Raw genomic sequence first — 21,840 nt, forward strand, 5'->3', positions numbered from 1 at the left:
CTGGGCGGTGCGGGACGGGGATCAGGCGGAGGGGATGTCGGCGCCGATCAGCGCCAGGTTCTGGATGGCCGCGAGAGCCCACTGCGCCGAGGAGTTGGTGGAGATCCACGGGATCTCGGTGGTCCCGCGCAGCACGGCCGGGACGCGGACGGTCACCGGGCTCCAGTCGTTGGAGGGGAAGTAGGTGTCCGAGCCGGTGAAGAACTCGTTCCAGGCCCGGGTGGCGAGCTGCGCGTTGCCGGTGCGGTCGGCGGCGTAGGCGGTGAGGCGGGAGTGCGCGGCGGGCAGCGCGGACTTCCAGGTGGAACCGGTGAGCGCGGTCTTCTCCGCCGTCGTCCCGTTGTAGTAGCGGGCGTAGTTCAGCCAGGCTTCGGCGAACTCCGGGACCTCGTCGCCGATCAGCGAGACCAGCTCGCTGTTGGTTTCGGCGAGTCCGAAGACGGCGTTGAGGTGCGAGACACTGACGGCGGTGTCCGTGGCGACGGCGAACTTTCCGGTGTCGGCGTCCATCAGCCCGGTACCGGTGAAGAAGCCGTTGGGCTGGGCCGCGATCGTGCGCAGGGAGTTGAGGAGTTTCCGCTTCGCCTGCCCGGCGCGGGGGCCGCGGCGCTCCCACTCGGTCAGCCAGGCCGCCGAGATGCCGCCCCAGTCGGTCCCGAAGCCGATCGACAGCGCGTGCCGGTCGCCGGGCACGTACCCGTCCGTCCGTACCTTGCGCTGCGGATCGGTTTCGAGGAACGCCAGTTCCACGTCGACGAGTTCGCTCAGCAGGTCGCCGGTCCGCTCGTCACCGGTCAGGAAGTACAGGAAGCGGCGGTTGGCGGCGGTGGAGATACGGGCCTGCTTCGCGCTGTCCGAGTAGTGCTGGACACCGTGCCGGGTGCCGAGCCCCGCCCACTTCCCGAGGTGGTAGACGTCCACCTCGCCGGTGTGCCGGGTCATCGCCTCGGCGAACCTGAACACCTCGGCGCTGCCGGTGCGCAGGAAGTGGTACCAGAGCCAGAGGTCGGTGCCCAGTTCGGAGTTGTCCCAGGCGTACCCGCCGACATCGTACCGCCAGACGTGCCGGTCGTTGTCGTAGGTGTGCTGGACGTCGCCGTAGTCCAGGAAGCCGTACCAGCGCTGCTGTTCGCGCTGGTCGCGGTAGTAGGCGAAGAGCTGGTCGAGGTGGTTCTCCAGCGTGGTGCGGGCGGTGCCGGTGCGGTCCACCGGTGCCCAGTCGCCGAAGATGCCCGCGGAGTGCAGGCGTTCGGGCGTCGCGGTGAGCAGGGGCGGTGCTGCGACCGCGGCGGCCTGGGCGGCGAGGGTGTCGGCGTCGGGGGTCGAGGCGTTGGCCCAGAAGAAGAGTTCGCTGGTACGGGCGATGCCGTACGGGGTGCCGAAGCCGGGCTCGTAGTCCTCGTAGGTGATCTCCAGGCCGCCGTCGGACTGCTTCTCGTAGGTGTCCTGGCCCAGGCCGTCGTGGTAGAAGCGCAGGTCGAGGGGTTCGGCCTCGGGCGAGTAGAGCCACAGGGTGATGTCGGCGGCCTCGCTCCGGGCGTTCCTGATGTCCAGCTGGGTGGGGTGCCGCTGCCAGAAGTCCCGGAGCCCGAAGGAGAGTCCGCCGCCGGTGGCCCCGCCGACGTAGCCGAATCCGCCCGCCCGGGTGCCCGCTCCGGCGCGTATCCAGCCGTGGCCGGCGCCGGTCCTCTTGCGGACCTGGTAGCCGTCGGCGGTCGGCTGGGTGAGCGTGTAGTCGCCCCACTGCGGGATGTACGCCAGCCGTTCGGCGACCCGGGTGTCCCAGGTGCTGACGGCCGGGGTCTTCTCCCCCGCGACCTGGGCCGCGCGCACCGCCGCCCCGGGATCGCGGCGCAGCCCGGTGATGCCCTGGACGGACTCGGTCAGCAGGCCGCCCGCCGCGTCGGCCAGCCGGACGTGCCGGTCGTACGGGGCGTCGGAGAGCGGCACCGTGAAGCGCACCCCCAGTCCGCGCAGGAAGTCCCCCTCCTCTTCGGCGGGTTGCTGTTCCCCGTCCCAGACGAAGGTGTGCACCAGCCGGAACGACTCGGCTCCGGCGAAGAACGCGAACCGCAGGGTGAACGGCAGCCATCCCCGCTTGCCCCGGCGGTGCTCTCCCTCGACGCGGATCACGGCGCGGACCGGGCCGTCCTGTTCGACTTCGATCGTGGTGACGCGTCCGGTGAACTCCTCGTACGCTTCCCCGCCCCGCTCCTCCGCCCCGAGGCTGCCCTGCCGCAGGGCCACGAGCGTGCCGTTCCTCGCCGCCACCGTTGTTCCCCGTCGGATCTCCTCGACGATCCGGTCCGACCCCTTGGCGGCGAACCGTACGGTGAGCGCACCGGTGTCCACCTCGACCCGGCTTCCGCCGGACCGCACGGTGACCCGCTGCTCGGCCTCGGCGGGCCGGCCCGCCGTCAGCTTGTAGGCGCCCGAGGCCTTCGCGCCCGGCGCGAGGGCGTGTGCCGTCCACTTCACGGATCCGTCGGGCCAGTACCCCGTGACCCAGCTCTGGACGGGGACGTCCGTGCCGTCGGCGGTACTGAGCCGGAACTTCTGCCGCTTGTCCGTCCACACGCCCCTGGCCCAGGGCACCCCCCAGGTCAGTCCTGCGTGAACGGCGGGGGTCGTGTTCTCCAGCCAGTGCAGGTCGGCGTCGACGGCCCCCGGAGCGCCGGTTGCGGACGCCCGCGCCGAGGTGGCGGCGCCCCAGGTGAGCGGCGAGGCGGCCACGGCGAGGGCGGCGGACTTGAGCAGGGTGCGTCGGGCGGGTGCGGTCATGAAGGCCTCCGTACGGCGGGCGCCCCGCACCCCGCTCCTCCGAGCCGGCCACGGGAGCGTCGAGTGATCGTTTCAGGTGATCACGTTGCCGGTTGGCGCCTGGGGAAGTCGACGAAATCCGGGGTTCCGCCACGAAGATGCAATGCCCCGTACACAACCATCCTGGCAAACCAAGCCTCTCGGCACATTCGACATGGCTCACCACCCGTCAGCCGGGGCGCGCGCCGACCGCCCGCCCGCACGGGCCCGGCCGGACGGCGGGGAGTCCTCACCGCCGGCGAACCGGTCACCGGAGCGTCCCCGCACGGCCAGGGGGCCGGGTTGCCAAGAAGCCGGAACCTGTGAGTAAGGTATGACTTACCTAAGTGTTTAACGTTCAACCTCAGCTTCAGGAGTTCGTATGTCTCTTCGGCGCCGCGGCACCGCCGCCGTCGTTGTCGCCCTCACGGCCGCGCTGTCACTGACGGCGTGCGGCGGGTCCAACGACAAGGAGAAGGACTCCGCGACGAGCTCCGCGAACGCCAAGGCCGGGGCCAAGGACTCGAAGTCGGTCGCGCAGGGCGGCGAGGACTTCGGCGACGCCGCGACGGAGACCGCCGCGATGGGCACCACCGCGAAGCCCGGCGAGTGGCCCCGCACGATCACGCACTCCATGGGCAGCACCGTCGTCAAGGCGCAGCCCCGGCGCGTCGTGGTCCTGGACGTCGGCGAGCTGGACAACGTCGTCTCGCTCGGCGTCGAGCCGGTCGGCCTCGCGCTCACCGAGGGCTCGCCGGAACTCCCGTCCTATCTCAAGGCCGATGCGGGCAAGCCTGCGAACGTCGGCACGATCAACAGCCTCAACCTCGAAGCGATCGCCGCGCTGAAGCCGGACCTGATCCTCGGCAGCCAGTTGCGCGCCGCCGATTCCTACGACGAGCTGTCGCAGATCGCGCCGACCGTCTTCTCCATCCGCCCGGGCTTCACGTGGAAGGAGAACTACCTCCTCAACGCGGCCGCGCTGGACAGGACCGCGCAGGCCAAGGCGAATCTCGCCGCCTACGAGACGAAGGCGAAGGCCCTCGGCACCAAGCTGGGCGCCGACAAGCCGACCGTGTCGATGGTGCGTTACCTGGCCGAGGGCAAGATCCGCCTCTACGCGAACGACTCGTTCATCGGCACGATCCTCCAGGACGTCGGCATCCCGCGGCCGAAGAACCAGGACATCGAGGACCTCGCCGCGGAGATCAGCGCCGAGAACATCGACCAGGCCGACGCGGACTTCATCTTCACCGGCGTGTACGGCGACCCGAAGGCCACGGACAAGACCAAGGCCCAGGGCAACCCGCTCTGGAAGAACCTGAAGGCCGTCAAGGAGGGCCACGCCTTCGACGTCTCCGACGAGACCTGGTACCTCGGGCTCGGAGTGACCGCGGCGAACGTGGTTCTCGACGACCTGGCGAGCCACCTCACCGCCTGAGGCCGCGAGGCCGACGACGATGTGCCGGGCGCCGGCGGGCCACTGTGCCCGCCGGCGTCCGGCGCCCGCCGTTCGGCGACCTCGATCCGGAAACATGAAAGAGAAAGTGAGCGCGGCGCATGGCGCGACCGACTCGTCGCCGAATCGCCTGGCTGGTGGGGTGTGTGGTGATGCTGCTGATCACCGTCCTGCTGAGCCTGGCCGTGGGCAGCCGTCAGATCGCCCCGGGCGAGGTGTTCCAGGCCCTGCTGCACGGCGGGACCAGTGACGACGCCCAGGTGGTGCGGGCCATGAGGATGCCGCGCACCGTCATCGGGATCCTGGCCGGCGCGGCCCTCGCCGTCGCGGGCACGGTGATGCAGGGCGTCACCCGTAATCCGATCGCCGAACCCGGCATCCTGGGCGTCAGCCAGGGTGCGTCCGTGGGGGTGGTGTGCGCGATCGCGTTCCTCGGTGTGCACACGCTCACCGGTTACGTCTGGTTCGCCTTCGCGGGAGCGGCGCTCGCCTCGGTCGCCGTCTACGCGGTCGCCGCCGGTGGCCGCCGTGGCGCGTCCCCCGTCAGACTCGCGTTGTCGGGGGCGGCGATGAACGCCTTCCTCGCCGCGATGGTCTCCGGGATCGTCACCACCGACGCCCGGGCGCTGGACGAGTTCCGGTTCTGGCAGGTCGGCTCGATCAGCGGCCGGGGCAGTGATGTCATCGGCCAGATCTGGCCGTTCGTGGCGGCCGGGCTGGTGCTGGTCGCGGCGATGGCCCGCGGCCTGGACGCACTCGCGCTCGGCGACGACGCCGCCAAGAACCTGGGGCACGACGTGGCACGGATCCGTGTACTGGGTGCCGTCGGCGCGACCGTGCTGACCGGGGCCGCCGTCGCCGCCGTCGGGCCGATCGCCTTCACCGGCCTCGCCGTTCCGCACATCGCGCGGGCCCTGGTCGGCACCGCGCACCGGTGGGTGCTGCCGGTGGCCGCCCTGCTCGGGCCCGTGATGATCCTCGCCTCCGACGTACTCGGCCGTATCGTCTTCCCGCCCTCGGAGGTGCCGGTGGCCGTCATGACCGCGCTGCTCGGGGTGCCGTTCCTCATCGCGCTGGTACGACGCCGCACGGTGGCCGCAGCATGAAGGACACCAGTCGCATGAACCAGCAGAAGACCGCGTACGCTCCGGCCGGCGCCTCCGCCGCGCCCCCGTCGATCGCCGTCGCGCCGTCCGTTCGCCCCGCCGGGCACGCGGTTCTGCGTCTCGGCCCCGCCAGTTTCCTGGTGCACCGCAGGTCCGTCCTCGTGGCGGCCGTACTCGCGGTGCTGCTGCTCGCGTCCGTCGTGGCGTACCTGTGCGTCGGCGAGTCCTTCGTCCCGCCGGTGGAGGTCGTCCGCGTCCTGCTCGGCCGTCCCAGCCCCGACCAGCTCGTCGTCGGGACGCTGCGACTGCCGCGTCTGGTCGTGGGCCTGCTGGCCGGGGTCGCCTTCGGTGTCGCCGGTGGCCTGGTGCAGACCGTGGCGCGCAATCCGCTGGCCAGCCCGGACGTCATCGGCGTGACCCACGGGGCGGGCGCGGCGACCGTCGCGGCGATGAGTTTCGGGTTCGCCTCCTCCGCGACCATGCCGTACGTGTCGGTCGCGGGCGGGCTCGCGGCGGCGGTGCTGGTCTATCTCTTCGCCTGGCGCGGCGGGTTGCAGGCCTCGCGTTTCGTCCTCATCGGCATCGGGGTGTCCGTCGCCCTGGGGTCGCTGACCCAGCTCTTCCTGACGAAGGGCGACTTCCTCGTCGCACAGCAGGCCAAGGTCTGGCTCACCGGCTCGCTCAACAGCCGCGGCTACGACCAGGCCGCGCCGCTGGCGACGGTCCTGCTCCTCGCCGTCCCGGTGGCGCTGTGGGCGGCCAGGGCCCAGCGCGGGGCGTCCCTGGACGACGACACGGCCGTGGCCCTCGGCATCCGGCTGGACCGGGTGCGCCTCGGTCTGACCGGCCTCGGCATCGTGCTGGCCTCGGTGGCGACGGGCGCCGCGGGGCCGATCGACTTCGTCGCCCTGCTGGCCCCGCAGATCGCCCGCCGGCTGACCCGCTCGGCGCAGATCCCGCTGCTCTCCTCGGCGTTGGCCGGGGCGCTGGTGGTCGTCGTCGCGGATCTGCTGGCCCGGCGCCTGTTCTCCCCCGTCGAACTCCCCGTCGGCGTCCTCACCGCAGCGGTGGGCGCCCCGTACCTGATGTGGCTGATCGCCCGCACGCGCAGCCGTTCCGGAGGCACATCCTCATGAGCCGTACCAGCCGACTCACCGCCCAGTCCCTGACGCTGGCGTATGAGGACCGGATCGTCGTCGACGGTCTGGACCTGGAGATCCCCGACGGGCGGGTGACCGTCATCGTCGGCCCCAACGCCTGCGGCAAGTCCACGCTGCTGCGTGCGCTCGGGCGTCTGCTCAAGCCGCGCGGCGGCACGGTGCTGCTCGACGGCACCGAGCTGGACCACGTTCCCGGCCGCCAGGTGGCCCGGACCATCGGCGTGCTCCCGCAGAGCCCGACGCCGCCGGACGGCATCACCGTCGCCGACCTCGTGGCCCGGGGCCGCCAGCCGCACCAGCGGTGGTGGCAGCAGTGGTCCGAGGCCGACGAACGCGCCGTCGCCGAGGCGTTGGAGCACACCGGCACCGCCGCGCTCGCCGACCGGCCGGTCGACGAACTCTCCGGCGGACAGCGCCAGCGGGTGTGGATCGCCATGGCCCTCGCGCAGGAGACCGAACTGCTCCTGCTGGACGAGCCGACGACGTACCTCGACATCTCCCACCAGGTGGAGGTCCTCGACCTGGTACGACGGCTCAACCACGAGCGCGGCCGCACCGTCGTCGCCGTGCTGCACGACCTGAACCAGGCCGCCCGGTACGCCGACCACCTCATCGCCATGAAGGACGGTCACCTCGTGGCCCAGGGCTCGCCGCGTGACATCGTCACCGCGCGTCTGGTCAGGGACGTCTTCGGCCTGGAGTCGGTCGTCGTGCCGGACCCGGTCACCGGCAGCCCCCTCGTGGTGCCCGGCGCCCCGTGGCGGGCCCCGGACGACCCGGAGATCTCCGTACCCGGGCAGGAGGGTCCCGTCGCGGACCGGGAGCCGGGGCCGGCGCGCGCCCCCAGGGAGGCCCGGGAGCGGTGAGGTGCCTCAGGGCCTTTCGCTTCTCCGCACGCGGTCGCGCGTCCCCCGGCCGGTGCGCAGGACCGCGAAGAGGGTCCACGCCGCGAGCAGGGCGACGACCACGCCGAAGGCGATGCCCGCGGTGCGCAGCCCGAACAGCTCGGCGGCGAAGCCCACTCCGACGACCGGCAGCGCGAGTGCCACGTACAGCACGGTGAAGTAGACGGAGGCCAGGTCGCCCCTGCGGTCGATGGGGGCGGCCGCGTTGATGCCGGCGAGCCCCGCGCGGAAGCTCATGCCCTGGCCCGCCCCGGCGGTGAGTCCGCCGGTGAGCAGAAGGCCGAACGACGCGGTGGCGAAACCCGTGGTGAGCAGCAGCATGCCGACGATGAGGCCGGCGCACCCCACGGGGAGGGCACGCGGGCCGAAGGCCGGTACCAGGACCACCTGCCCGACCGCCGAGGCGCAGAAGATCGCACAGATCACCGCCCCGGCCACGGTCAGGCCGGGTACGCCGAGGAGCTCGCGCAGGAACGAGGGGACGACGGCGGTGAACAGGCCGAGCACCGCGAACCCGGCGAAGCCCGCGATGGAGGCCCGCAGGAAGACACCGCGCATGGGCGGCGGAACATGCGGCCGGGCCAGTCGCAGACGCGGGCGGCGCGCGGTGACGGTGACGGGTTCGGGCATGATCCACACGGCGACGAACGCGAGGACGAGGAGCCCGAGGTCGAGGGCGAAGGGCAGCCGCAGTGGGGCGGGGACGTACTCCGCCAGCAGGCTGCCGATCAGCGGGCCGCTTCCGAGGCCGCCCATCTGGGTGACCGTGGCCACCAGCGTCGCCCGCTCGGGGCTCCGGGCACCCGCCAGGTCGATGATCGCGGCTGTCGCCGTTCCCGTGAAGAGTCCGGCGGACAGCCCGGAGAGCAGGCGGGCCGGGAACAGTAGGGCCAGTTCGGACGCGGCGAGGAAGATCCCCGAACTGGCCATGGAGAGTGCCAGTCCCGGCAGGAGGGTGCGGCGCCGTCCGATCCCGTCCGAGACGTGGCCGCAGCAGAGCAGGGCCACCACCACACCGACCGCGTAGGTCGCGAAGATGACAGTGATCATCAGCGTGGAGAAGCCGAACTCCTCCTGGTAGAGCACGTACAGCGGGGTGGGCAGTGTCGTGCCCATCATCGTCACGGCGAACGCCGCCGCCACCAGCCAGATGCCGAGCGAGTCCGGGGCGGTGCGGCGCTGTTTCGGACCCGGGCCGGGAGGAGGAGACATGGACTCCATGATGGACGAATTGTTCCGAATGCCCTGGTACGACATCCGTCCACTCGCACCGCGCGACCGCACGGCGGGCTCGGCGGGGGCCGCCGGGGAAGGGCCCGGCCCGCTCTCGGTCGATCCGCCACTCCCTGTGCGATGCACGGCAGTTGGCCACCGCGGGCGCGGAACCCGAAGCCCCCCGACGCCCCCTTGCCCCGTTCCGTCCGGAGTATTGACGCCCGATGAAACAACTCAATAGTTTGAGTATCTTCGACTCACGGGGAAGCCGGCGGAGGTTCGGACCTCCGGCCGGACGCGGTACGACCCGACGTCCCCGATCGCGTACGAGACAGACCGGGACGCTCTCCGTTCCGGGACAGCCGTCCACCCCGGAACTCCGCCGCGCACTTCCCCGTACTCCCCCTGAGGAGACCCGATGACCCACAGCTCCCCGGCCGCCGCGCCTCACGCCGCGACCTTCACCACGTACTCCCCCGCGACCGGCGAGCCGCTCGCCGAACACCCGGTGAACGGACCGGAGGAAGTCTCCCGCGCGACCGCCCGGGCCCGGGCCGTCCAGGTGGAGTGGGCGGCGTTGCCCGCCTCGCGGCGGCGCGGCCATCTGCTGCGCTGGAAGAAGGCGCTCGCCACCGACCTGGACGCCGTGGCGCGCACCATCGCCGAAGAGACCGGGAAGCCGGCCGGCGACGCGGCACTGGAGGTCGTCCTCACGCTGGAGCACCTGAGCTGGGCCGCCCGCAACGCGGAACGCGTGCTGCGGCGGCGGAAGGTGGGGACCGGGCTGTTCACCGTCCACCAGCGGGCGTCCCTGGTGCACCGGCCGCTCGGCGTGGTCGGGGTGATCGGCCCCTGGAACTACCCGCTCTACACCCCCATGGGCTCCATCGGCTACGCCCTGGCCGCGGGGAACGCCGTGGTGTTCAAGCCGTCCGAACTGACCCCCGCCACCGGGGTGCTGCTGGCCGGACTCTTCGACGCGGCCGTGCCCGAGCACGCCGGGCTGCTCACCACGGTCACCGGCGCGGCGGCGACCGGGGACGCGCTGGCCCGGGCGGGGGTCGACAAGCTGGCGTTCACCGGTTCGCCGGGAACGGCCCGCAAGGTGATGGCGGTGTGCGCGGAGACGCTGACGCCGTTCCTCGCCGAGTGCGGCGGGAAGGACGCCGTCGTCGTCACCGCGGACGCCGACCTCACCGCCGCCGCCGACGCGATCGTGTGGGGCGCGCTGAGCAACTCGGGACAGACCTGTGCGGGGGTGGAGCGGGTCTACGCGGTGCGGGAGATCCACGAGGAGCTGTGCCGGCGGGTGGCCGAGAAGGCCGGGGCGCTGCGTACGGGCGCCGAAGAGGACGCCGCCTACGGTCCGATGACGCTGCCCGGACAGGTCGCGATCGTGGAACGGCACGTGACGGGTGCGGTCTCGGCCGGTGCGCGGGCACTGCTCGGCGGGCCCGGGTCGGTCCGCGCGCCGTACGTCGCGCCGGTGGTGCTGACCGACGTACCGGAGGATGCCCCGGCGATGACGGAGGAGACCTTTGGACCGGTCGTGGCGATCAACCCGGTGGCCGACGTGGACGAGGCGGTGGAGCGCGCCAACGCCTCGCGCTACGCCCTGGGAGCCGCGGTGTTCTGCCGCGGCGGGCGCGAGGGCGCGGCGATCGCGGCCCGGCTGCGCGCGGGGGCCGTGTCCGTGAACTCGGTGCTGGGCTTCGCCGCGGTGCCGGCGCTGCCGTTCGGCGGTTCGCAGGACTCCGGCTTCGGGCGGATCCACGGCGAGGAGGGGCTGCGCGCCTTCACCTCCGTGCAGTCGACGACGGTGCAGCGGTTCACCCCGCCGATCGCCCTGACCTCTTTCGACGTTCCGGCCGCCACCAGGGAACGCGCCGTGCGCCTCGCCCGGGCACTGCACCGGCGCCGCTGACCGGTCGGACACCGCCGCCGGACGGGGTCGGCGTACGGGGTACGGCGGTCCGCGCGGCGGTCAGGCGTCCAGCAGCGGGGCCAGGTAGCGGCGGGCGAAAGCCCGTGCCTGGTCCTCGTCGTCCATCTCGATGCAGCTGGCGGGGTTGAGCAGGAAGGACACGGCCACCCGCACCATGAGCTCGGCGACCGGCTGCGGGTCCTCGTCCGGGCGCCCCTCCGCCTGCTGGGCGCGGCGCAGATGAGCCGTCAGGTAGGTGACGGTGGCGGAGAGCGTGAAGGCGCCCTGCACGGTCAAGTAGGGCAGTACGAGCTCGGGTTCGAGGCGGAGCAGGCCGCCGAAGAGCGGATGGGCGCGGGTGTGGCGAAGGGCGACCACGAAGCCCTCGACGACCCGCTCCTCCATCGTCGGCAGCGCCGCGACCGCCGAGTCCAGCCGCTGGAAGAACCGCCCGAGTTCGCGCAGCAGGGTGGCTTCGACCAGCTTGTCCTTGGTCTGGAAGCGCCGGAAGACGGTGACGCGGGAGACTCCGGCCCGCTTCGCGACGTCGTCGACGGAGGAGCGGCGCAGGCCCAGGAGGGTGAACTGCTCCAGCGCTCCGTCCAGGATCCGCCGCGCGGTGGGGTCCTCGGGCTCCGGCCGCGCGGTGGCCCGGGCGAGCTCCGGGTCGTTCGTGTCGGTTCTCATGGCGCTCACGATACCGGCGCACCCCTCCCCCGGAGACGATGAAACGACTATCGTCAATGAGTATCATCACGAATCCCGGAGGACCTGATGGGCAGTCGCCTCACCGAAGAACGGGCCGATTTCGTCGCGGCCATCCGTGATTTCGCCAAACGGGAGTGCGGAACCCGCGAGCAGCGCTCCGCACTGACCTCGGGCGGCCACGAGGCCCACAACCCCGAGCTGTACGGCAGGCTCGCCGGCCTGGGGTGGCTCGGGGTGTGCCTGCCCGAGGAGTACGGCGGTTCAGGCGGCGGGCTCGCCGATGCCTGTCTCCTGCTGGAGGAGACCTCGTACGGGATGGTTCCGGCCGGGGGTTTCATCACCACCGTCATCGCCGCGAAGGCGTACGAGAAGTTCGGCACCGAGCGGCAGCGGCGGGAGGTGCTCTCCGGCGTGGTGCGCGGGGACGTGCTCTCGATCGCCATGTCGGAGCCGGGGGCCGGGTCGGACGTCGGCGCGCTGCGTTGCCGGGCCCGGCGGCAGACGGACGGCACGTGGGTGATCGACGGTCAGAAGACCTGGATCTCCAACGCCCACTGCGCCACGCACATCCTGCTGGTGGCCCGTACCGGCGAGGACAAGCACGGCGGCCTGACCATGTTCCACCTGCCCGCCGGCACCGCGGGCGTGGAGGTGCGACGCATCGACACCATGGGCGGCCGGGAGGTCAACGATGTCTTCCTCACCGGCGTTCGGCTGCCCGCCGACGCGGTCGTGGGCCAGGTGGACTCCGGCTGGCGGCAGTTGATGGCAGGGCTCAACCACGAACGGCTCTTCCTGGCCGCGAACATGCTGGGCCTGGCGCGCCGCGCGTTCGACGACACGGTGGCGTACGTCCGCGAACGCGAGCAGTTCGGCCGGCCGGTCGGTTCCTTCCAGGCGCTGCGGCACCGGATCGCCGACCTCGCCACCGAGATCGAGTGCACCAGACTGCTGGTGCGCGAAACGGCCCTGGACTGCGACGCGCAGCCGGAGAAGCTGTTCCCGCGCGAGGCGTCGATGGCCAAGCTGAAGGCGACCGAACTCGCCAAGCGGGCCGCGCTGGAGGGCATGCAGATGATGGGCGGCTACGGCTACACCACGGAGTTCGACATGGAGCGCCATCTGCGGGCCGCGGTGGTCTCCACGGTCTACGGCGGGACCAGCGAGATCCAGCGGGACGTCATCGGCAAGACCTACGGCCTCTGAGCGGACCGGCACGCGGCGGGACACAACCCAGGGCGGCCCACCCGTCCCCGGTCGGGATGGGTGGGCCGCCCTGAGGCTCGGCTCAGCCCTGGTAGAGCCCGGAGAGCGAGTCCGCGTACTTGTCCCGGATGACCCTGCGCCGCATCTTCAGCGAGGGGGTCAGCTCCCCGGTCCCCGGCCCCCACTCCTCGGCGAGCAGCTCGTACCGCTTGACCTGTTCGCTGCGGTTGAGCCGGGAGTTGGCGGCCTCGACCGCCCGGTCCACCTCGGCCCGGACGGCGGGGTGCTCGGCCAGTTCGGCCAGTCCCCCAGCCGTCCCGACGCCGTGGGCGGCGGCCCAGACGGGGGCGGCCTCCGCGTCGAGCACCAGCAGGGCGACCAGGTAGGAGCGGTTGTCGCCGTGCACCATCGCCTGGCCGATCAGGGGGTGTTCCTTGAGCGCGTTCTCCACCAGCGCGGGCGAGACGTTCTTGCCGGTGGAGGTGACGATCATCTCCTTCTTCCGGTCGGTGAGCCAGAGGTAGCCGTCCTCGTCCGTCCGGCCGATGTCGCCGGTGGCCAGCCAGCCGTCGGGGTCCAGGGCGGACCGGACCGACCCGTCAGGCTGGAGGTAACCGGAGAAGACGGAGGCACCCCGCACCAGGATCTCGCCGTCCTCGGCGAGGCGGATCTCCACGGACTCCACCGGGCGCCCCACCGAGCCGAGCCGGAAACCGGCCCGGGGGCTGTTGCTGGTGGCCACGCCGGTGGTCTCGGTCAGCCCCCAGGCGTCCATGATGACGATGCCGAAGCCGGCCCAGAACTTCACCACGTCGACCGACATCGGCGCCGAGGCGCTGGCCGCCCAGGTCACCCGGTCCAGACCGCCCGCGGCCAGCATCGGCAGCAGTACCTCCTCACGGACGCGGCCGTACCGTTCTTCGAGCTCCGCGGGTGGTGTCTCGCCCCGCTCGCGGTAACCGACGTGCGCACGGGCGACCTCGAACGCCCGCTCGATGACGGACAGTTGCTCGGGCGGCATCAGCGAGAGGAGCCCCCGCACGGTGGCGGAGAGCTTCTCCCAGATCCTCGGCACCCCGAAGAACTGCGCGGGGCGCACCTCGCGCACCACGGCGGCGACGCCCGCGGGATCGGCGCAGAGGTAGACGTGCGAGGCCCGGTGGCAGGGCAGGTAGATGCCCAGCATCCGCTCGGCGATGTGCGCGAAGGGCAGGTAGCAGATGTGCTCGACGTGCGGGGGAAGCTCCACCACGGCATCCAACGCCAGCGCGTTGGAAAAAACTTGACGATGCGTCAGCACGACGCCCTTGGGCTCGCCGCTGGTGCCGGAGGTGTAGACGACGGTCAGCGGGTCGTCGGGGCGGGCGGCGTCCAGCACCCCCGCGAACCCCTCCGGCACCGGTTCGCGCAGCAGGGCGGCGTACGGGAAGTGGCCGCCCTCCGCACCTTCCTCGGCCACTGCCAGGCGCTCCAGCGGGGTGTCCGCGTCGGTCAGCAGCGGTTCCCACAGGGCCACTTGGGCCGCCCCCTCCACCACGGCGAGGCGGGCCCGGCAGTTGCGGGCGATGTGGGTGATCTGCTCGGGGGCCGCGGTGCCGTAGACGCTGACCGGGACCGCGCCGAGACGGACCAGCGCCAGGTCGGACAGCCAGTGTTCGGGCCGGTTGGACATCATCAGCAGGACGCGGTCGCCCCGGCGGACGCCGAGGGCGCCGTAGCCTGCGGCGAGGCTCCGGGTGTGTTCCTCGATCTCCGCCCAGCTGAACGTCGTCCAGGCGCCGTCCTTCTCCGCCGGCTGCCAGGAGATACCCGGCAGGTCGGGGTACTCACGTGCGTTGCGGGCCAGCAGTTGCGGCAGGGCCCGGTCGGCCGCTGCGTCGGGCAGGTCTCCGGTGGTGCGGGGTGCTGATCGGGGGGCTGATGTCATCGGGGCCTCCGCGGGTCGGAAGGGTGAGGGGGAGAGTCCGGGGGTGGCGGGGCGCGGGCATCCCCGCCGGGCGTTCCGGGCGGAATGGGCGCGCCGCCGGTCCCGCAACGGTCAGGAGTCGGTGAAGGTCTCGCCCTGTTCGGCCTTGCGCAGCAGCAGCTCGGGCGGGGCGAAGCGTTCGCCGTGCTGCTCGGCCAGCTCCCGCGCCCGGGCCACGAAGCCGGGCAGGCCGCCCTCGTAGCCGTTGATGTACTGGAGTACGCCGCCGGTCCACGGCGGGAAGCCGATGCCGAGCAGCGAGCCGATGTTGGCGTCCGCGACCGAGACCAGCACGCCCTCCTCCAGGCAGCGCACCGCGTCCAGCGCCTCGACGAAGAGCATCCGCTCCTTCATCCCGGTCAGGTCGGCGGGCTGCTTCGCGGGATCGGTGAAGTGCTCGCGCAGCCCCGGCCAGAGCCCGGTGCGCCTGCCGTCCACGTAGTCGTAGAAGCCCGCGCCGCCGGACCGGCCCGGGCGGCCGAACTCGTCGATCATGCGGTCCACCACCGTGTCCGCCGGGTGCGGCTCCCAGCTGCGGCCCGATGCCTCGATCGCCCGCCGGGTCTCCTCGCGGATCCTGCGCGGGAGGGTGAGGGTGAGTTCGTCCATCAGGTTGAGGACCTTGGCGGGGTAGCCGGCCTGGGCCGCGGCCTGCTCGACGGAGGCCGGGTCGATGCCCTCGCCGACCATGGCGACGCCCTCGTCGATGAAGTGGCCGATGACCCGGGAGGTGAAGAAGCCGCGCGAGTCGTTGACCACGATCGGGGTCTTCCTGATCCTGCGCACCAGGTCGAAGGCGCGCGCCAGGGCCTCGTCCCCCGTCTTCCCGCCCTTGATGATCTCGACCAGCGGCATCCTGTCGACCGGCGAGAAGAAGTGCAGGCCGATGAAGTCCTGGGGCCGCTCCACCCCCTCGGCGAGGACGGTGATCGGCAGGGTGGAGGTGTTGGAGCAGAGCAGCGCGTCGGGGGCGACGACGTCCCTGATCTCCTGGAACACCTTGTGCTTGAGGCCGGTGTCCTCGAAGACCGCTTCGATCACCACGTCGCAGCCGGCCAGGTCCCGGACGTCGGCGGTCGGTGTGATGCGGGCCAGCAGGGCCTGCGCCTTCTGCGGCGTGGACGTGGCGCGCGCGACGGCCTTGGCGCAGAGCTTCTCGGAGTAGCTCCTTCCCTTCGCCGCCGCCTGGACGGAGACGTCCTTGAGGACGACGTCGATGCCCGCCGCGGCGCAGGAGTAGGCGATGCCGGCGCCCATCATGCCCGCGCCGAGTACGGCCACCCTGGTCACCTCGCGCGGCTCGACGCCCTTCGGGCGGCGGGCGCCGTGGTTGACCGCCTGCAGGTCGAAGAAGAACGCCTGGATCATGTTCTTGGTGATCTGCCCGGTGACCAGTTCGGTCAGGTACCGGGCTTCGACCACGAAGGAGGTGTCCACGTCGACCTGGGAGCTCTCCACGGCCGCGGCGAGGATGTTGCGCGGGGCCGGGCTGGGTGCGCCGTTCGTCCTGCTCTTCAGTAGCGCTGTGAGGGCGGGGAGTTGGGCGGCGAAGGCGGGGTCCGTGGGGATGCCGCCGGGGATGCGGTATCCGGGGGCGTCCCAGGGCTGCGCGGACGCGGGGTGGCTGTCGATGAACGCCCGTGCCCTGCTGAGGAGTTCGCCGGTGTCGGCGGCGATCTCGTCGACCAGTCCGGCTTCCAGGGCGCGCGCCGGTCCGTACTGGGTGCCTTCCAGGAGCACCTTCCGCAAGGCGTCGGCCACCCCGAACATGCGGACCGTGCGGGTCACTCCGCCGCCGCCCGGCAGCAGGCCCAGGGTGACTTCGGGGAGCCCGACGCGGGCGGATGGCGCGTCCAGCACCACGCGGTGGTGGCAGGCGAGGGCGATCTCGTAACCTCCGCCCAGGGCGGCGCCGTTGATCGCGGCGACGACCGGCCTGCCCAGGGTCTCCAGGATCCGCAGGGATCGCTTGACGCGCATTCCGGCCTCGAAGGAGGCGCCGGCGGTCTCCGGGGTGACGGACATCAGGTCGTGCAGGTCGCCTCCGGCGAAGAAGCTCTTCTTGGCGGAGGTCACGATGACGCCGCGGAGGGTTTCGCGGGCGGCCGAGAGCCGCGCCGCGACGGCGTCCAGCGAGTCGATGAACGCGGCGTTCATGGTGTTGGCGGACTGGTCGGGATCGTCCAGGACGAGGGTGACGACGTGGTCGTCTGACTCTTCCCAGCGGATGGTCGTGCTCTCGGTCATGGGTGTCTTCTCCGTAGGCGGGAGCGGGCGAGGGGGACGGCCGGGTCAGAGGCGTTCGACGACGGTGGCGATGCCCATGCCGCCGCCGACGCAGAGGGTGGCCAGCCCGTACCGGAGGTCGCGGCGCTCCAGTTCGTCCACGAGGGTGCCGAGGATCATCGCGCCGGTGGCGCCCAGGGGGTGCCCCAGGGCAATGGCGCCGCCGTTGACGTTGACCCTGTCCAGGCTCAGCCCCATGTCCCGGACGTAGCGCAGGACGACGGCGGCGAACGCCTCGTTGATCTCGACCAGGTCGATGTCGTCGATGGTCAGGCCGGCCTTGGCGAGCGCCTTGCGGGAGGCGGGGGCGGGGCCGGTCAGCATGATGGTGGGCTCGGCTCCGGACACCGCGGCGGAGACGATCCGGGCGCGCGGGGTCAGGCCGTGGCGCTCACCGGCCTCCTTGCTGCCGATGGCGACCAGGGCCGCGCCGTCGACGATGCCGGAGGAGTTTCCGGCGTGGTGGACGTGGTCGATCCTCTCCACCCGGTGGTACTTCTGCAGCGCCACCGCGTCGAAGCCGCCCGTCTCGCCGATGGCGGCGAAGGAGGGCGTGAGGGCGGCGAGCGAGTCGGCGGTGGTGCCGGGCCGGAGGTGCTCGTCCCGGTCGAGGACCGGCAGTCCGTTGCGGTCCCGCACGGGGACGACCGAGCGGTCGAAGCGCCCGTCCTTCCACGCGGCGGCCGCCCGCTCCTGCGACAGCGCCGCGTAGGAGTCCACGTCGCGCCGGGTGAAGCCCTCCAGGGTGGCGATCAGATCGGCGCCGATGCCCTGCGGGACGAAGCCGGTTTCGTGGCTGGTACGCGGGTCCAGTGCCCAGGCGCCGCCGTCACTGCCCATCGGGACGCGCGACATGGATTCCACGCCGCCCGCCAGCACCAGATCCTCCCACCCCGAACGGACTTTTGCCGCAGCCATGTTGACGGCTTCGAGACCCGAGGCGCAGAAGCGGTTCTGTTGCACGCCGGCCACCGTTTCCGGCAGGCCGGCGAGGAGGGCCGCGGTACGGGCGATGTCGGCGCCCTGGTCACCGACCGGGCTGACCACGCCGAGCACGATGTCGTCGATCGCCGCCGGGTCGAGCCCGGGAAAGCGGCGGAGGGTCTCGTGGATCAGGCCGACGACCAGGTCGATCGGTTTGGTGCCGTGCAGGGCCCCGTCGGCCTTGCCGCGACCGCGCGGAGTGCGGATCGCGTCGTACACGTACGCTTCGGTGCTCACCTTGATGCCTTCCCTGTCGGGTCTGGAGGAGTTCTCTCGCGGAGCACGGGCGGTACCGGGGGGAGACGGCCCGTGCCCGGTCGAGCGGCGGGGCGGAGGGCGGTACCGGGGGCTGCCCGTGCTCAGCCGAGAGCGCGCAGGGCGGTACCGGGGGGCGGCCGCTGCTCAGCCGAGCAGCGAGCGGCCGATGATCTCCTTCATGATCTCGGTGGTGCCGCCGTAGATGGTCTGGACGCGGCTGTCGAGGAACGCCCGGGCCACCGGGAACTCACTCATGTATCCGTAACCGCCGTGGAGTTGCAGGCAGCGGTCGGCGATCCGCTTCTGCAGCTCGGTGGCCCACCACTTGGCCATCGACGCGTGCACCGCGTCGAGCCGGCCCTGGCTGTGGTCCAGGACGCAGCGGTCCAGGAAGGTGCGGGTGACCGCCGCCTCGGTGGCCATTTCGGCGATCTCGAAGCGGATGTGCTGGAGCTTCGCCAGTGGTCTGCCGAACGCCTCGCGCTCCTTGACGTACCGGGTGGTCACCTCCAGGATCTGCTCGGCCCCGGCGGCGGCGCCGATCGCGATGGCCAGCCGCTCCTGGGCGAGGTTGGCCATGAGGTGGGCGAAGGCCCGGTTCTCCTCGCCCAGCAGGTTCTCCTTGGGGACGCGCACGTCGTCGAAGAACAACTCGGCGGTGTCCTGGGCCTTCTGGCCGATCTTGTCGAGGTTGCGGCCTCGTTCGAAGCCGGGCGCGCCGCGCTCCACGACGAGCAGGCTCTGTCCGCTGCTTCCGCCCTCCGGGGTGGTACGGGCGACGACGATCACGAGGTCGGCGAGGATGCCGTTGGAGATGAAGGTCTTCGCCCCGTTGAGCAGGTAGTGGTCGCCCTGGTCGGTGGCGGTGGTGCGGATGCCCTGGAGGTCGGAACCGGCGCCGGGTTCCGTCATGGCGATGGCGGTGACGAGGTCCCCGGAGACGAACCCGGGCAGCCAGCGGCGCTTCTGCTCCTCGTCGGCGAGCCCGGTCAGGTACGGCCCGACGATGTCGTTGTGCAGGCTCAGCGCAGGTCCGGAGGCGCCCGCGCGGGCCAGCTCCTCGATGAGGACTGCGCTGTAGCGGAAGTCGTCGGTCCCTCCGCCGCCGTACTCCTCGGCGACGGCCATGCCCAGCAGGCCCTGGCGGCCCGCCGAGCGCCATACCTCGCGGTCCACGACGCCGTTCTTCTCCCAGCGTTCGTGGTGCGGTGCCGACTCCTTGGCGAGGAAGGTCCGCACCGTCTCGCGGAACGCCTCGTGTTCGGGTCCGTACAGGTCGCGTACGAGTGTCACAGCCAGTTCCTCACATGCTCGATCAGCCGGGCGGGATCGGGTCCGACGGGCGTGACGTTGAGCATGGTCACGCCGGCCTCGCGGAAGGCCTCGACCCGGTCGCGTACGTGCCCCTCGGGGCCGGCCAGGCAGAGTTGCTCCAGCAGTCGCGCCGGTACGGCCGCCTCCGCGTCCTTCTTGCGGCCCGCGAGGTAGTGCTCCTGGATGGCGGCCGCGGCGGACTCGTAGCCGTAGGAGCAGACCAGGTCGTGGTAGAAGTTGCGGCCGGGCGCGCCCATCCCGCCGACGTAGAGGGCGACGGTGGGACGCATCAGGTCGCGGACCGCCTCCGCGTCGTCGCCGATGGCCAGCAGGCCGCCCGCCACGACCGAGAGCGGGCCGAGAGCGGGGTCGCGCGCGGCGGCGCCCTCGGCCAGCGACCGGCCCCAGACCTCGGCGGCGCGCTCGGGGACGTAGAGGAACGGCAGCCAGCCGTCGGCGATCTCGGCGGCCAACTTGACGTTGGCCGGGCCGAGCGCCGCGAGGTAGACCGGGATGGTGTCGCGGACCGGGTGGTTCAGCAGCTTCAGCGGCTTGCCGGGGGTGCGTCCCTTCTCCGGTGGCAGGGGCAGCTCGGTGATGCCGCGGTGTTCGATCACCTCGCGCCGCCAGATCCGCCGGGACAGTTCGATCACCTCGCGGGTGCGGCCCAGCGGGCGGTCGTACCGGCGGCCGTGCCAGCCCTCGACGACCTGCGGCCCGGAGGCGCCGACGCCGAGGAGGGCGCGGCCCCCGCTGATGGCATCGAGGCCGGCCGCGGTCTGGGCGATCAGTGCGGGGGTGCGCGAATAGACGTTGAGGATGGCCGAGCCGATCCGCATCCGCTCGGTCTTCGCGGCGAGGTACCCCATGACCGTCGGGGAGTCGAAGCCGTACGCCTCGGCCACCCAGACGGCGTCGAGGCCCGCGGACTCCAGGGCGGCGGCGCTGTCGGCCGCGGCGCGCGGATCGCCGGCGTATGCCAGGGGCGAGGAGAGTTCCATCAGCGGTTCTCCTTCAGCAGTTCGGGTACGCCCCAGTCGCGGGCCACGTCCGGGGTGTGCGCGCCGGGGACGGCGGGCGGGAGCCGGAGGGTGCCGGGGGTGTCGGAGAAGCGGGGGGCTGGAGCGGGCTGGGTGATGCCGTACGACTCGGTGTAGGTGCCCCGTCCGGCGAGGTGCGGGTGACGGGCCGCCTCGCGCAGCGAGAGGACCGGTGCGACGCAGGCGTCGGTGCCTTCGAACACGGCCGTCCACTCCTCACGGCCGGCGGTCTTGAACCGGGCGGTGAACTCGGCCCGCAACGCGGGCCAGTTGTGGGGGTCGGCACGGTCCGGGAGGGCCGCGCCGTCCAGGCCGAGCAGGGCGACGAACTCCGCGTAGAACGGGGGCTCCAGGGCGCCGACCGCCATCCAGCCGCCGTCGGCGGTCTCGTACACACCGTAGAAGGGGCAGCCGCCGTCGAGGAGGTTACGGCCCCGGGTGTCCTGCCAGGTTCCTTCGGCGAGCATCCCCCAGAACAGGGTGGTGAGGTGTGCGGCGCCGTCCACGATGGCGGCGTCCACCACCTGGCCGCGACCGGTGGCGCGGGCGGTGAGCAGCGCGGCGAGGACGCCGGTGGCCAGATAGAGGGAGCCGCCCGCGTAGTCGCCGAGCAGGTTGGCGGGGAGGACCGGCGGTCCGTCTGGGGCGCCGATCATGGCCAGGGGGCCGGCGGTGGCGAGGTAGCCGATGTCGTGGCCGGCCATGGGCGCGAGGGGGCCCCGCTGGCCCCAGCCGGTCATCCGGCCGTACACCAGCGCGGGGTTGGCGGCCATGCACGCCTCGGGGCCGACGCCGAGCCGCTCCGCGACGCCGGGCCGGTACCCCTCCACGAGGATATCGGCGCGTGCCGCCAACGCCCTTACGGTTTCCGGGCCTTCGGGGGACTTGAGGTCGATCAGGACGGAGCGTTTGTTGCGGTTGGTCAGGTCGCGGGCGGGATCGCCGCCGAGCGGCGAAGGGCCGGGGCGGTCCACACGCACCACGTCGGCGCCGAGGTCGGCGAGGAGCATCGCGGCGAACGGACCGGGACCGATCCCCGCCAGTTCGACCACGCGCACGCCGTCCAGCGGGCCTGTCGCGGCACGGCCGGGTTGGTCCGAGGGGTGAGGGCTCATGGGTTCCTTTCTCGGCGGGTACGGCGTTCTCGTCGCCACCCGACCGGGACCTTACTGAGCGTTCGCTAAAACGTAGGAGGGCAACGTCGGTCGGTCAACTCCTCGCGCAGCACGAGTTTTTGTGGATCGATACCGGGGAAGTGAGAGCAGACCGGACATCGGTCGCCAGGTCTCCCTGATCGATCGCTAAGCAACGGAGAGGAGCCGTTTCGGTGCCACGGCCGTACGATGTCGCCGATCGCCTCCCCGCCCCGGCCTTTCGTCCGGATCACGCCGGACCGGGGAGCGGGGTCCGGTGCCGCGCGCCGTGGGGCGGGAGCCGACGCGGAGCGTCGGCGACCGACGGCGACGCCGCGAGGCGCGGCACCGGGGAACGCGAGCCCAGCACGATGCGA

General features: G+C 72.1%; 15 protein-coding genes. 6 read left to right on the top strand and 9 right to left on the bottom strand.

The window, feature by feature from the left end; genetic code table 11:
• Positions 1 to 21: 21 nt before the first annotated feature.
• Positions 22 to 2,781: an exo-rhamnogalacturonan lyase family protein gene (locus tag ACWCWD_RS21165; protein ID WP_450774464.1), complete on the bottom strand. Its 2,760-nt coding sequence runs from the start codon at positions 2,779 to 2,781 to the stop codon at positions 22 to 24.
• Between the two features lie 400 nt (positions 2,782 to 3,181).
• On the opposite strand from ACWCWD_RS21165, the gene ACWCWD_RS21170 reads away from it, so the two are divergent.
• The 4 genes from ACWCWD_RS21170 to ACWCWD_RS21185 all read left to right on the top strand — a co-directional run bounded on the left by ACWCWD_RS21170 (position 3,182) and on the right by ACWCWD_RS21185 (position 7,390).
• Complete coding sequence (locus tag ACWCWD_RS21170; RefSeq protein ID WP_450774466.1) at positions 3,182 to 4,240, top strand: iron-siderophore ABC transporter substrate-binding protein; 1,059 nt, start codon at positions 3,182 to 3,184, stop codon at positions 4,238 to 4,240.
• 119 nt (positions 4,241 to 4,359) lie between these two features.
• Entirely contained in the window at positions 4,360 to 5,364 is a 1,005-nt protein-coding gene (locus ACWCWD_RS21175; RefSeq protein ID WP_450774468.1) for a FecCD family ABC transporter permease, read from the top strand.
• A 14-nt stretch (positions 5,365 to 5,378) separates the two neighbouring features.
• Complete coding sequence (locus ACWCWD_RS21180) at positions 5,379 to 6,500, top strand: FecCD family ABC transporter permease (RefSeq protein WP_450774470.1); 1,122 nt, start codon at positions 5,379 to 5,381, stop codon at positions 6,498 to 6,500.
• The gene (locus ACWCWD_RS21185) at positions 6,497 to 7,390 is read left to right on the top strand and encodes an ABC transporter ATP-binding protein (RefSeq protein WP_450774472.1); all 894 of its coding nucleotides are present in this window, start codon (positions 6,497 to 6,499) and stop codon (positions 7,388 to 7,390) included. Before ACWCWD_RS21180 ends, ACWCWD_RS21185 begins: the two co-directional genes overlap by 4 nt.
• Positions 7,391 to 7,396: 6 nt before the next feature.
• On the opposite strand, the gene ACWCWD_RS21190 is transcribed toward ACWCWD_RS21185, so the two are convergent.
• On the bottom strand, positions 7,397 to 8,641 hold the full coding sequence (locus ACWCWD_RS21190) for an MFS transporter (RefSeq protein WP_450774474.1): 1,245 nt from the start codon (positions 8,639 to 8,641) through the stop codon (positions 7,397 to 7,399).
• 421 nt (positions 8,642 to 9,062) lie between these two features.
• Here ACWCWD_RS21190 and ACWCWD_RS21195 point away from each other — a divergent pair, with 421 nt between their 5' ends.
• Positions 9,063 to 10,568, top strand: a complete 1,506-nt coding sequence (locus ACWCWD_RS21195; protein WP_450774476.1) for an aldehyde dehydrogenase family protein — start codon at positions 9,063 to 9,065, stop codon at positions 10,566 to 10,568.
• Between the two features lie 60 nt (positions 10,569 to 10,628).
• On the opposite strand, the gene ACWCWD_RS21200 is transcribed toward ACWCWD_RS21195, so the two are convergent.
• Complete coding sequence (locus tag ACWCWD_RS21200; protein WP_450774478.1) at positions 10,629 to 11,255, bottom strand: TetR/AcrR family transcriptional regulator; 627 nt, start codon at positions 11,253 to 11,255, stop codon at positions 10,629 to 10,631.
• Between the two features lie 87 nt (positions 11,256 to 11,342).
• Here ACWCWD_RS21200 and ACWCWD_RS21205 point away from each other — a divergent pair, with 87 nt between their 5' ends.
• Complete coding sequence (locus ACWCWD_RS21205; protein WP_450774480.1) at positions 11,343 to 12,482, top strand: acyl-CoA dehydrogenase family protein; 1,140 nt, start codon at positions 11,343 to 11,345, stop codon at positions 12,480 to 12,482.
• An 82-nt stretch (positions 12,483 to 12,564) separates the two neighbouring features.
• Here the strand turns inward: ACWCWD_RS21205 and ACWCWD_RS21210 are convergent, their stop codons facing one another.
• The 6 genes from ACWCWD_RS21210 to ACWCWD_RS21235 all read right to left on the bottom strand — a co-directional run bounded on the left by ACWCWD_RS21210 (position 12,565) and on the right by ACWCWD_RS21235 (position 21,445).
• A complete protein-coding gene (locus ACWCWD_RS21210) occupies positions 12,565 to 14,409 on the bottom strand; it encodes an AMP-dependent synthetase/ligase (protein ID WP_450774481.1) in 1,845 nt (614 codons plus the stop codon).
• Between the two features lie 111 nt (positions 14,410 to 14,520).
• Positions 14,521 to 16,695: a 3-hydroxyacyl-CoA dehydrogenase NAD-binding domain-containing protein gene (locus ACWCWD_RS21215; protein ID WP_450774483.1), complete on the bottom strand. Its 2,175-nt coding sequence runs from the start codon at positions 16,693 to 16,695 to the stop codon at positions 14,521 to 14,523.
• 45 nt (positions 16,696 to 16,740) lie between these two features.
• On the bottom strand, positions 16,741 to 17,955 hold the full coding sequence (locus ACWCWD_RS21220) for an acetyl-CoA C-acetyltransferase (protein ID WP_450774485.1): 1,215 nt from the start codon (positions 17,953 to 17,955) through the stop codon (positions 16,741 to 16,743).
• A 165-nt stretch (positions 17,956 to 18,120) separates the two neighbouring features.
• Entirely contained in the window at positions 18,121 to 19,269 is a 1,149-nt protein-coding gene (locus ACWCWD_RS21225; RefSeq protein WP_450774487.1) for an acyl-CoA dehydrogenase family protein, read from the bottom strand.
• Entirely contained in the window at positions 19,266 to 20,291 is a 1,026-nt protein-coding gene (locus ACWCWD_RS21230; RefSeq protein WP_450774489.1) for an LLM class F420-dependent oxidoreductase, read from the bottom strand. Before ACWCWD_RS21230 ends, ACWCWD_RS21225 begins: the two co-directional genes overlap by 4 nt.
• On the bottom strand, positions 20,291 to 21,445 hold the full coding sequence (locus tag ACWCWD_RS21235; protein ID WP_450774491.1) for a CaiB/BaiF CoA transferase family protein: 1,155 nt from the start codon (positions 21,443 to 21,445) through the stop codon (positions 20,291 to 20,293). The genes ACWCWD_RS21230 and ACWCWD_RS21235 overlap by 1 nt, the downstream gene beginning before the upstream one ends.
• Positions 21,446 to 21,840: the final 395 nt, after the last annotated feature.

The organism is Streptomyces sp. NPDC001493 (genome assembly GCF_053597235.1).